The organism is Bacillota bacterium, assembly GCA_036504675.1.
Taxonomy (GTDB): domain Bacteria; phylum Bacillota; class Sulfobacillia; order JAJYWN01; family JAJZPE01; genus DASXUT01.
The window spans coordinates 1-11,055 of the sequence record DASXUT010000013.1 but is presented as its reverse complement, the minus strand read 5'-3'; the positions used below and the strand labels follow the sequence as shown (position 1 = coordinate 11,055).

14 protein-coding genes are annotated in these 11,055 nt (G+C 65.2%); 12 read left to right on the top strand and 2 right to left on the bottom strand.

The genetic code is table 11. The features are described from left to right. From VGL40_00840 to VGL40_00830, 3 genes are all read left to right on the top strand, one after another. On the top strand, positions 1-1,140 hold a 1,140-nt coding region (locus tag VGL40_00840), incomplete at its 5' end, for an amidohydrolase family protein (protein ID HEY3313815.1). Beyond that, positions 1,141-1,674 (top strand): thiamine pyrophosphate-binding protein, encoded by a 534-nt coding sequence (locus VGL40_00835; GenBank protein HEY3313814.1) that lies wholly within the window; start codon positions 1,141-1,143, stop codon positions 1,672-1,674. It begins immediately after the preceding gene. Continuing rightward, entirely contained in the window at positions 1,674-2,273 is a 600-nt protein-coding gene (locus tag VGL40_00830) for a thiamine pyrophosphate-dependent enzyme (GenBank protein ID HEY3313813.1), read from the top strand. Before VGL40_00835 ends, VGL40_00830 begins: the two co-directional genes overlap by 1 nt. Before the next feature lie 114 nt (positions 2,274-2,387). Here the strand turns inward: VGL40_00830 and VGL40_00825 are convergent, their stop codons facing one another. Both VGL40_00825 and VGL40_00820 read right to left on the bottom strand, forming a co-directional pair. Continuing rightward, positions 2,388-3,278 (bottom strand): hypothetical protein, encoded by an 891-nt coding sequence (locus tag VGL40_00825; protein HEY3313812.1) that lies wholly within the window; start codon positions 3,276-3,278, stop codon positions 2,388-2,390. 586 nt (positions 3,279-3,864) lie between these two features. Continuing rightward, positions 3,865-4,068 (bottom strand): hypothetical protein, encoded by a 204-nt coding sequence (locus tag VGL40_00820; GenBank protein ID HEY3313811.1) that lies wholly within the window; start codon positions 4,066-4,068, stop codon positions 3,865-3,867. Positions 4,069-4,272: 204 nt separating this feature from the next. Between VGL40_00820 and VGL40_00815 the strand changes: the two genes are divergently transcribed. From VGL40_00815 to VGL40_00775, 9 genes are all read left to right on the top strand, one after another. Continuing rightward, positions 4,273-4,764, top strand: a complete 492-nt coding sequence (locus VGL40_00815) for a PTS sugar transporter subunit IIB (GenBank protein HEY3313810.1) — start codon at positions 4,273-4,275, stop codon at positions 4,762-4,764. Between the two features lie 90 nt (positions 4,765-4,854). Then, complete coding sequence (locus tag VGL40_00810) at positions 4,855-5,613, top strand: PTS sugar transporter subunit IIC (protein ID HEY3313809.1); 759 nt, start codon at positions 4,855-4,857, stop codon at positions 5,611-5,613. Then, positions 5,603-6,421, top strand: coding sequence for a PTS system mannose/fructose/sorbose family transporter subunit IID (locus tag VGL40_00805; GenBank protein HEY3313808.1), 819 nt, complete (start codon positions 5,603-5,605; stop codon positions 6,419-6,421). Before VGL40_00810 ends, VGL40_00805 begins: the two co-directional genes overlap by 11 nt. A gap of 86 nt (positions 6,422-6,507) precedes the next feature. Then, entirely contained in the window at positions 6,508-7,455 is a 948-nt protein-coding gene (locus tag VGL40_00800) for a sugar-binding transcriptional regulator (protein ID HEY3313807.1), read from the top strand. Positions 7,456-7,468: 13 nt separating this feature from the next. Beyond that, entirely contained in the window at positions 7,469-7,888 is a 420-nt protein-coding gene (locus tag VGL40_00795) for a PTS sugar transporter subunit IIA (GenBank protein HEY3313806.1), read from the top strand. Between the two features lie 4 nt (positions 7,889-7,892). After that, on the top strand, positions 7,893-8,681 hold the full coding sequence (locus tag VGL40_00790) for a 2-amino-3,7-dideoxy-D-threo-hept-6-ulosonate synthase (protein ID HEY3313805.1): 789 nt from the start codon (positions 7,893-7,895) through the stop codon (positions 8,679-8,681). Positions 8,682-8,713: 32 nt separating this feature from the next. Then, a complete protein-coding gene (locus VGL40_00785; protein HEY3313804.1) occupies positions 8,714-9,760 on the top strand; it encodes a zinc-binding dehydrogenase in 1,047 nt (348 codons plus the stop codon). Continuing rightward, on the top strand, positions 9,760-10,743 hold the full coding sequence (locus VGL40_00780; protein ID HEY3313803.1) for an EamA family transporter: 984 nt from the start codon (positions 9,760-9,762) through the stop codon (positions 10,741-10,743). Before VGL40_00785 ends, VGL40_00780 begins: the two co-directional genes overlap by 1 nt. Beyond that, positions 10,740-11,006, top strand: coding sequence for an HPr family phosphocarrier protein (locus VGL40_00775; protein ID HEY3313802.1), 267 nt, complete (start codon positions 10,740-10,742; stop codon positions 11,004-11,006). Before VGL40_00780 ends, VGL40_00775 begins: the two co-directional genes overlap by 4 nt. Positions 11,007-11,055 lie beyond the last annotated feature (49 nt).

Genomic DNA, 11,055 nt, shown 5'->3' with positions numbered 1-11,055 from the left:
TACAGGCTGGACGGGCGGTTGGTCCTCCCCGGCCTTGTCGACCTCCATCATCATCTGGACAAGGCCTACTCGCTGCCGGACACCGGGGTGCCCGGCGACCTGCCGTCGGCCATCGCCGCGATGAGCGCCTATCAGGTCCGGGCGAGCCGCGGGGAAATGGTCCGGCGCGGCCTGCGCCTGCTCGACCAGGCCGCCTCCTTCGGCGTGAGCCTGCTGAGGACCCACGTCAATGTCGGCGGGGCCTATGGGTTGCGCGGGCTCGATGTCGCCCTCGAACTCCGGGAGCGGGTCCATCCGCGGGTCAGGGTCCAGGTGGTGGCGATGGCCTCGGCCGGCGTCATCCCCGGACAGAACGGGTGGGCGCTGATGGAAGAGGCCGTGGCTTGCGGTTGCGATGTCCTCGGAGGCAGCATCGGGGTCAGAAGCGAGCCGGGCCCGTTGCTGGACGGGCTGTTCAGCCTGGCGGCCCGTCACGGCCTGCCCCTGGATCTGCACGTCGACGAGCAGAGTGAACCGCGTTGCCCCGGGTTGGACGGGCTGATCCCGCGCACCTTGGCCGCCGGTTACCAGGGCCGGGTGGCCGCGAGCCACTGCTCCGCGCTGGGGCTCGTCCCGGGTGATGAGCGCCGGCGCCTCATCAGCGGGCTCCTCCAGGCCGGCATCGCCGTGGTGGTCCTGCCCTTGACCAACCTCTTCCTGCAAGGACGGGGCGATGAGGTCCCCGGCGTTCGAGGGATCGCTCCGGTACGGCTGCTTCTGCGGGCGGGCGTTCCGGTCGCCTGCGCTTCCGACAACGTTCAGGACCCCTACCTACCCTACGGAAACGCCGACCCGTTGCTGGCCGCCCTCGTCCTCGGTCTGGGCGCCCATCTGACCTCGGCCGCCGAACGTGACGCCCTGGCGGACATGGTCACCACCAAGGCGGCGGGCATCGCCGGGGTGACCGACTACGGCCTTGAGCCGGGCCGCCCGGCCGACCTGGTGGTGCTGGAGGCCAGGCCCCCCGACCACCCGGTGGCCTCCTTGCCGAATCGGTGGTTGGTCGTCCACGGCGGCCGCGTGACGGGCGGCCGCGTGACCGGAGGCCTCGGCGCCGGAACGGCCGTAGACTGTGGTCCCAGTTTGGGAGGTGTTCAGTAATTGCCGGATGTCATCGCCACTGACCCCTATGCCGCCCTGCACGAAGCGATCAAGGCCTGCGGGGTGCGCCTCGTCGCCTGCCTGCCCGACGACTGGATGGCGCCCTTGATCACCCGGCTGGCCGCCGACCCCGAGATCACCAGCGTCCGGGTGGCCCGTGAGTCGGAGGCCGTGGCCGTGGCCACGGGGGCCTTCTTCACCGGGACCCGGTCGGCGGTGCTGATCGGGGCGACCGGGCTGTTCACCTGTACGGGCGAACTGGCTACCCTCAACCTGCGCCACCAAATCCCGGTCTTCCTTCTGGTCAGCGAGCGGGGAAGCCTGGACGACCTGCGGATCTATCAGGAGGTGCAGGGGCGCCGGCTCAAGCCGGTCCTCGAGGCCCTGGACTTCCCCCATTTCCGGGTCGACTCGCTCGAGGCCGTCGCCCGCCTGCCCCAGGCCTACGAGTGGGGCCGCCTGCAGAAGCGCCCCGTGGTCGCCTTCCTGGCCCGGACCCTGCTCAAGAAGGACGCAGGAAGGGGGCTTCGGTGATGAAGACCCACGAGTGTTTCGAACTGCTCGCCCCGCACGCCCCCGGAGCGGTTGTCGTCTGCGCCCTCGGGATGGCCGCCAATGAATGGTGGGCCGTGACCCAGAGCGAGGAGACCTTCTACATGCACGGGGCGATGGGGTTCGCCTCCTCCTTCGCCCTCGGCATCGCCCTGTCGATGCCCAGGACGCCGGTCTGGGTCCTCAACGGCGACGGCTCGATGTGCATGAACCTGGGCAGCCTCCTGACCGAGGCGGCCTATCAGCCCGACAACCTCAAGCACTTCGTCGTCGCCAACCGGGTTTACCAGACCGTCGGTGGGTTACCGATGGCCGGCCAACAGCGGACGGACTACGCCGCCATGGCCCGGGGGGCCGGGGTCCGGGAGGCCGTCACCGTCGGCTCTCTCGGCGAGATGCGGGCGGCCATCCCGCGCGTCCTCGCCCCGGGATACCTCTTCACCGTCCTCGACGTGGAAAGCGAGGCCATTCCGATCATTCCGCCCCCGCAACCCTACGAGGGGGCGGAGATGAAGTACCGCTTCGGTCGGGCCATGGAACGGCGCTTCGGGGTTAAGGTCTTCGGGTCGCAGGGGTACTGACGCAGACCCAGCGGGCTTTGGCAGAGAAGGCTCGGCTATGAAAGTCCATTGTCCGGGTTACCAACGAAGAAGGCCAGCCCCAAGACACTTTGGGGGCTGGCCTTTGGGTTTTGCCTACTGAGCCCTTTCCACGACTTGCCGAAAGCCCTTGTAGTAGTACATCTTGCCGGCGAAGAAGAACCAATCGTCCCAAACCGGGATAGTCTCGCGCCCGCGCCCAACATCGAGCGTGTACGGGGCCTCGCCCGATGGGGGATCGGACGGATAGTCCGCGCTCCCGGGGGGAAGAGCCGTGAGCATCTCACTGACCACGGACCTGAGTATCCAAGCGTCGATCGTCCTATCCGACACGGGACCGTTCAATAGGACGGCGTTAGGGACCGAGTAGAGAGACTCGATCTCCGTGTCCGCGTATGCGGGGATGGGCAGAATCTCAGAGGCCCAGGAGTAAAGCCCCGCAGCCTTGAACAGCGCCATCGGAGAGAAGCCCCAGAGATCGGGCAGGACGGCTCGGTCTGATTGGTCCATGATCCACAGGGTGTATGACTTGCCCCCGACGTGATACCGTAATTCGTACCAGGGAGCACCCGGCCGGCAGCCGCTTGGGTACTCCTCGTCGGCGTTCTCGAAGCCATCGACGCTGGAGAGAATGCTTTTCAGCGCGGCAGCACCGGCGGGGTTCAGGGTCACCGGCGCCAGCCTCGGATAGTCAGCGGCGACGAGCCGGACCTCATCCGCTTTTTCTAGCATTTGCAGGAAAGCCTGGGGAGTGAGACAGCGGATGGCGATATCGGGCCACACCTCAATGACGGGGTCGCCGGCATAGGCTTTGCCCTCGTACCACATAAGCCCCGGCTGGAACCAGAGAACCCGCGTCCCACCATCCCTGAGCACCTGCGTCACCTCAACCGCGGAGTCGGCGCGGGTCGGCGTGATCCAGGTGACCGTGACCCTTTGCTTCCAGGCATTCTCAAGACGGGCGAAGACGGCAGGGTCGGTGACCAATCGCTTGAGCCTTATCCAAGCCGGTGTCCGACGGTTTGGTGGCCCATTTCCATGAGGCCACGACCGCTTCAAAGGCGCGTAAACCCCCGGGCAGATAGCGGCGCCCGCTGACGGTCAGGCTGATGTCGTACCACAGCCCGTCACGGGGAAACATGACCCTTCTAACGATACCGAAGGTCAGCGGCCCAGGGCGGCTGTAGGCCAAGGCTCCGACGCCGTCAACGCTTAGTTTCGTTTCAAGCCACCCCTGATCGCGGAGGTTTTTCGGCATCTCCCCTTCGTTTGGACGAGCGCTGACAGTGACTGTAATCTTAGCGCCGCGCGTGGTGAGTAGGGTCCCTTCCGGCGGCGGGACGCCTGAGGGATCGCTATTCACCTGCCACCTGCCCGGGTAGACCACGGTAAACCCATAGCGCGGGTTGGACAAGGATTCGTGGGACGCGGGCTTCGCGCACCCCCCGACGGCGGCCGCCGTGACCAAACAGCAGGTGAGAAGCCGGAGGATGCCTTTCACCCAAGAGCCACCTCCCTCACATGGCCTCCACCAAGAAGCTATTCCAGCCGGTGACAACGGTGGCCAGGTGGGCTAATCAGTGATCTCCTCGCCCGGGGCCATCAGATAGATCCAGACCGGGCCGGGGGCGAAGCGCATGATCCCCTCGGCCATGTAGAAGCCCATCGACCACACGGCCCGATGGGTATGGGAGGTCTTCGAGTAAAGACTCAGAACGCCACGAAGACCCCAGTTCCTACCCAGAGTGACAAGCAGTTCCCCGGATGGCTGAACCATTCGGGGAACTGCTTTCTATCAGGGCTTCCGACGGTCTCCAGACCGCCTACCTTGTTTTGGGCCCAACATCGTCATCAAAAAAAGCTCACCCGGACAGAGGAAATTCGCAGTAGTAAGCGGAAGAAGAATAACATTGGCAATTGCACAAATGTGCAGCACATTTGTGCAACAGGGTTAGGTCCCAACTATCACGCGTGGGGGGTGTTGACCATTGCCCACATCGTGCTGGTCCGGGTCGATGATCGGTTGATCCACGGGCAGGTGATGGCAGTCTGGTCCAAAGCCCTTCGGTTCAACCGAATCGTGATTGCCGATGACGGCTTGGCCACCGATCCCTTCATCTCAAAGGTCCTTCGCCTGGCGGCTCCCCCGGGCATCGAGGTCCTGACCTCGGACGTCACGGCCGCGGCCGGATGCTTGTGCGAGGAAGCCAAGCCGGGGGTGTGCACGCTGGTGTTGGTGAAGAGCCCGAAGGCCGCCTTGAGACTGCTGGAACTGGGCGTGCAGTTCAAGGAGTTGAACGTCGGCGGGATGGGCGCCGGACCGGGGCGGAAGCCGCTCTACAAGAACATCTCGGCCGGCCGTGAGGACCTCGATGCCTTTCGGGCCATCATCGGGAAGGGGGTGTCAGTGATCGTCAGGATCGTGCCGGAGGACCGTCCGGTCGACCTGTCGAACGCCATCGCCAGAGGGTAGTCTCCGACACAGCTCCGGACAGGCCTCATTACCTTCTTCCCATTGCGGACGGGTCTCGCGAGGAGACTTGGAAAAGGGGGTTCACAAGCGGTGCAGATCACAGTGTTTCAGGCGGCTCTCATCGCGCTGTTCTACTACCTGGCCCAAAGCCCCTGGTTGATGGGAATGGGATACTGGACCCTGTATCGGCCACTCATCGCCGGCGTCGTGGTTGGAATCATCCTGGGTAATCCGACCCAAGGGGCGATCATCGGAGCCTCAATAAATCTGATTTACCTGGGGTTCATTTCGGCCGGCGGTTCTCTTCCGGGCGACCCGGCCCTGGCCGGCTACGTGGGCACGGCTCTGGCGATCGGCTCCGGCATCGACGTCAACGCCGCCCTGGCCCTGGCCGTCCCCATCGGCCTCCTGGGCGGTCTCATCTGGTTCGGCCGGATGACCCTTGACGCCATCTTCGTGCACTGGGCCGATCGGTACGCCGAGCAGGGCAACACGGCCGGCGTCGCCTTCGCCAACATCGTGCCGCCCCAGATCCTGCTTTTCGTGATCTGCTTTGTCCCCGCGTTCCTGGCCGTGTTGTACGGCCCGCCGGCGGTCAAGGGGGCCATCGACTTCCTGGGGGCCAAGGTCTTCCACATCCTGATCGTCATCGGCGGGATGCTCCCGGCCCTGGGCATCGCGATGAACTTCCGGTCCATCGGTAAGGGCCAGACCCTGCCTTTCTTCTTCCTCGGCTTCCTCCTCTTTGTTTACCTCAAGCTCTCGATCATCGGCATCGCCGCCTTCGCGGTCGTCTTTGCCTTTGTCTACATGCATCTCCACAAAGGGGGCATGAAGAGTGACGCCTGAGCGCAAGAAGCTGGGCTACTGGGATCTCCTGAAGTCCTGGGTCCTCTGGTCGTTCTACTCTCAGGCCTGCTACAATTACGAGCGGATGCAGGCCTCGGGGTTCGCTCACAGCATGATCCCGATCATCAAGAAGCTTTACACCACGAAAGAAGACATCAGCGCCGCTCTCAAGCGACACCTGGTCTTCTTCAACACTGAGCCAAACGTGGGCGCGATGATCCACGGCATCACCGCGGCCATGGAAGAGGAACGGGCCAACGACCAGCCGATCACCGACGAGGCGATCAACTCGGTCAAGACTGGCCTGATGGGCCCCCTGGCCGGCATCGGAGACACGCTGAGTCAGGGCACGGTCACCCCGATTCTCCTGGCCCTGGGCATCGGCTTGGCCAAGGACGGCAACCTCTTCGGCCCGGTGATCTACATCCTCCTCGAGGCCGCGGTCATCTGGGGCATCGGCTACTTCATGTTCTTCCGGGGTTACAAGCTGGGACGGACCGCGGTCGAGAGACTTCTTGAAGGCGGGCTCGTCAAGGACCTGATCACCGGAGCCGGCATCGTCGGGGCCACCGTCATCGGCGCTCTGACCGCGAGCTTCGTCGGCCTCTCGACCCCCATCACGATCACCGTTGGTCAGCAGGTGGTCAAGCTGCAGGCGGATTTCTTCGATAAGATCATGCCGCAACTTCTGCCTCTGGCCCTGACCCTCGGCGTGTGGTGGCTCCTCAATAGGCGTAAGTCGCCTATCGCGATCATGGGCTACCTGGTCCTCGTGGGCCTCGTCGGTAGCCTGTTGAAGGTGTTCTAGCCGACCTGAAGACGGACGACTGCGGGGGACGGGGGCGGGGTGGACCCGCCCCCCCTCCCGGCCGGTCGGCGAGGGAGGGTACCTCGATGCCTGAGACCGACGACCTTCTTCTAATGCTGAAAGTGGCGGAAGCGTATTATCAGTTCCACCAGACCCAGCAGACGATCGCCGCCGACCTCGGCGTCTCACGGTCGACCGTGTCCCGCCTCCTCTCCCGTGCGGTTGAAGAGGGAATCGTCCAAATTCAGATTCGCAACCCCTTCACCAAGGCGGAGGAGTTCGCCGCCAAATTGAAGACAGCCCTCGGGCTCCAAGAGGCGATCGTGGTCCCCACCAACGTCGACCAGCCGGACCTGGTGGCCAAACGCATCGGAGCGGCGGCCGCCCGGTACTTGGTCGATCACCTGGCCCCGGGCTCGGTCCTGGGAGTCGGCCGGGGTCGGACGGTCTATGAGACCGTCCAGGCCCTCCCGGTCAGGCTCGACCTCAGGCTGAAGGTCGTCCCGCTGACCGGAGGAGTGGGTCCCCGCGACAAGCACTTCCAGGTCAATGAGTTGGCCCGTCACACCGCCGAAAGGCTTGGCGGCGAGTGCCGCTACCTTTACGCGCCGGCTCTGGTGCAGTCGGGAGAAGCGAAGCGGACCCTTCTTGGGGACCCGCAGATCAAGCGGACCGCCGCCCTTTGGGATTCGTTGGACTGGGCGGTCGTCGGAATCGGGGCCATCTCCGACGGCTACCCCTCGTACAACCGAGTACTCAGGTCCCTGACCGACGCCGGCCGGCACCTGTCTGTAGTCGGCGACCTCTGCCTGTGGCTCCTGGAAGGAGACGGGACGATCTTCCTGAGCGATCGGACGGACTCTCTGGTGGCCATCTCACCTGACCAACTCCATCGGGCCCCCAACGTGCTCGCCGTGGCCGGGGGGATCACCAAGGTGGACGTCATGATCGCGGCCTGCAAGACCGGGATCCCCAAGATCCTGGTGACCGACGAACCGACGGCGCGGGCCATCGTCGCCAAGGTCGGTGCTTAGGGAGGTTCGTCGAGTGGTCAACGTGGCCGTCCTGACCCACGGCCAATACGGTCAGGGTCTTATCAACGCGGTTGAGATGATCTCCGGGAGGAAAGAGGGCCTGATCGCGGTGCCTCTCTGGCCCGACGACACGCCCGAGACCTATCTAGAGAAAACCCGTATCGCCTTGGCCGGGTTCAAGGGCACGCCCGACAACACCCTTCTACTGGTGGACCTGTTTGGGGGCACGCCCGGCAATGTGGCCGCCCGCCTCGTCTATGAACAGGGCTTCCGCTGCCTGACCGGGGCGAACCTGCCAATGCTGCTGGAAATCATGAGCAGCGACTTATATGTTTCATGCTCGGACCTCGATGACTTGTGCCATCTGGGTCTGCAGGCCGGCATGGCCGGTTTACGGGATCTGAACGCCACCATTCGCCAGAGAGGGGACTAGTCGAATGAAGGAACGCCGCCTGAACCGGATCTTTCGGAAGGATGGTCGGACCCTGATCGTGGCCATGGACCACCCGGGCTCGATGGGGCCGATGCCCGGTCTGGAAAACCCTGGCCGCGCCATTGAGAAAGTGCTCGATGGTGGGGCCGACGTGATCATGACCACTTTCGGGGTGGCCCAGGCTTTTGCCCCGGAGATCGGCCGGGCCGCCCTGTTGCTCAGGCTCGACGGGGGCACGACCAAGCTGGGAGACCGCAGCACGGCCAGGATGACAAGGGTCTTCGGGATCAAGGACGCCCTCCGTCTCGGGGCCGATGCCGTTGTCTGCATGGGGTTCCCCGGGAGCCGGTTGGAGCACGAGACCCTTCCCTATCTCTCGGCCCTGGCCTCGGAGTGCCTCGAGTGGCAGATGCCACTCATGGCGGAGATGCTCCCACGGGGTTTCGAAGGCGGGACCGACTCCCGCACCCCTGAGAGCATCGCCCTGGCCGTCAGGGTCGGCGTGGAGAACGGCGCCGACATCATCAAGACGCAGTACACCGGGTCGGTCGACTCGTTCAAGAAGGTCGTCGACAACTGCTACGTTCCGGTTGTCGTCCTCGGCGGTAACAAGATGGACACCGACCGCGACGTGCTCGAGACCGTGCACGGCGCCATCGCCGCCGGCGCCAGGGGCGTGGCCATGGGGCGGAACATCTGGCAACACACCAAACCGTCGAAGATGGCGGCGGCGATCGCCTCGATCATCCACGGCAACGCGTCCGTCGACGAAGCCCTAAGGGAGCTTGCCTAGAGCAACGAAAACCATGAAGGGAGGTCCTCGGATTGGCCGTAGAAATCAATCGAAGCGTCGTTCTCCCAGCTCCCAAGACCATTGACATCAGAGAGACACCGAAGCCGACCCCCGGCCCCGGCGAGGTCCTGATCAAGGTGAAGGCCTCGGCCCTGTGCACCTGGGAGCAGCGGGTCTATAAGGGCGCTCAGCAGGATTCCTATCCGCTCCTCGGCGGGCACGAGTTCTCGGGGATTGTTGAGGCGGTGGGGCCCGACGTCAAGGAACCCATCGCCGTCGGAGACCATGTCGCCGTGGCCCGCATCTTCCGATGCGGGGAGTGCCGGGAGTGTCGGATCGGCTACGATAACCTCTGCTCGAACATGCGCGAGGTGCGCTACGCGGGCCTCCCCTTCGGGCCGGGCGGCCTGTCGGACTACGTGGTCGCCCCCCGCTACCAGGTGTATAAGGTGGCCGATGACCTCCCGTTCGAGGAGGCGGCCCTGTCCGAACCGGTCTCCTGCGTGGTCAGGAGCATCGAACGGTCCGGGGTTGATTTCGGTGACCCGGTGGTCATCCTCGGCGCCGGCGTCATGGGGCTCCTCCACGTCCAGCTGGCCAAGCGGCGGGGCGCCAAGGTCATCGTCAGCGAACCGGTGGCCGTCCGGCGGCAGAAGGCCCTGGAAATGGGGGCCGACAGCGTGATCGACCCGACCGCCGGCGACCCGGTCGCCGCGGTCCGGGAACTCACCGGCGGGAAGGGTGCGACCTGCGTCTTCGTGGCCGGCGGAGACGGTCCGGCGATTGAAGGGGCGATCAAGATGGCCGCCAAGGGCGGGCGGGTGGTTCTTTACGCGGCCTTCTACCCCGTCCCCGAGGTTCATCTGGATGTCAATCGGGTCCATCACAATGAGATCTCGATCATCGGCACGATGAGCCAGAGCAAGGAAGACTTCCTCCGCGCGACGGAACTCCTGTCAAGCCGGTCCATCGACGTCAGGTCCCTGGTCTCCAAGCTCGTCCCGTTCAATCGGGTTGAGGAAGCCTTCGAGCAGGCTATCGTGCCTGGGACCTACCGGGTGATCGTGACCTTCGCGTGATGAGGCGGACCACCGTCGGGCGTGGTGAGCTTTGGGCGGCGGCAGCCGCCCTTTGCTATACCCTCTCCAACCTGTTCCTCAGGGCGGCGGCCCTCCACGTCGGCCAGGTCGTGGCCACTCTGCTGCAGGTCCTGCCCCTGTGGACGCTGAGCGTGTTGGTCCTCGCGGCCGGCCGCAGGCGCCGAAGCCAGTTCCTGGCCGGCACCCCCGGATTTGTCGGGTGGTTGCCGTTGGGCCTGGCCGTCCTTTCCGGGCTGGTCGTCTACGCGGTCGGGAACCCAGTCTTCGTCGAAGCCATCAAACGCGGCGGGGTCGTCATCGCCGTGCCCGTCGTTCAGACCTCGGTCGTCTGGGGCGCCCTCATCGGCGCCTTCGTCCTCGACGAGGCCTTGAGCCGGCGGTTGGGTCTCGGCCTGGCCGTCTTCGTCCTCGGTCTGGGCAGCCTGAGCTGGGGCCAGGTGCTGGCCGTCGGCCTTGGGTCGGGGTGGATCACGGCCATCCCGCTGGCCGCCCTGAGCGCGCTCACCTGGGGCATCTCCAGCGTGGTCACGCGAAAAGCGCTCCGGGCCGGTCTGGACCGGTTCTCGGCCCTGGCCGTCAGCACCTCGGTCGGAGTCCTGACGCTCAGTGGATACCTCGCCGTGACCGGCTCGCTGGGCCAGTATGGGGCGATCGAGGCGAGGGACGTCTGGTTCCTCCTGGGGGCCGGCCTGATGAACGCCGGGGCACAGGTCTGCCTGGTGACCGCCCTCAGCTCGACCAGGGTGTCGACGGTCACCGCCATCAATGCTTCATCGCTGGGCCTGGTGACCATCGGGGCCCACGTCGTCTTTGGCGAAGCCCTGAACCCGCCGATCATCCTGGCGGTGATCCTCATCTTCGCCGGAATCATCCTCTCGCAGGGGAGAGGTGGGAAGATGACCGGCGGGACATCCGGACGGGGCAGGGCGACCGAACGGCCGACGGGGAGGGAAACCAGATGATCGAAAGGACTATCCAGGTAGTCAACAGGACCGGACTCCACGCTCGGCCGGCGGCCGTCTTCGTCCAGACCGCGGCCAAGTTCCAGTGTCGGGTGGCGGTCCGCAAGGAAGGCAAGGAGGCTAACGCCAAGAGCATCATCGGCCTCCTGGGCCTGGGTGTGAACCAGGGCTCGAGCATAACCATAAGGGCCGAAGGGCCCGACGAGGCCTCCGCCGTGGCGACGTTGGTCGGCCTGGTCGAGGGCGGTTTCGGGGAGTCCTGACAGGGCCGATATGACGAGCGGCCGCCCTCCCATTGGGAAGGCGGCCGCC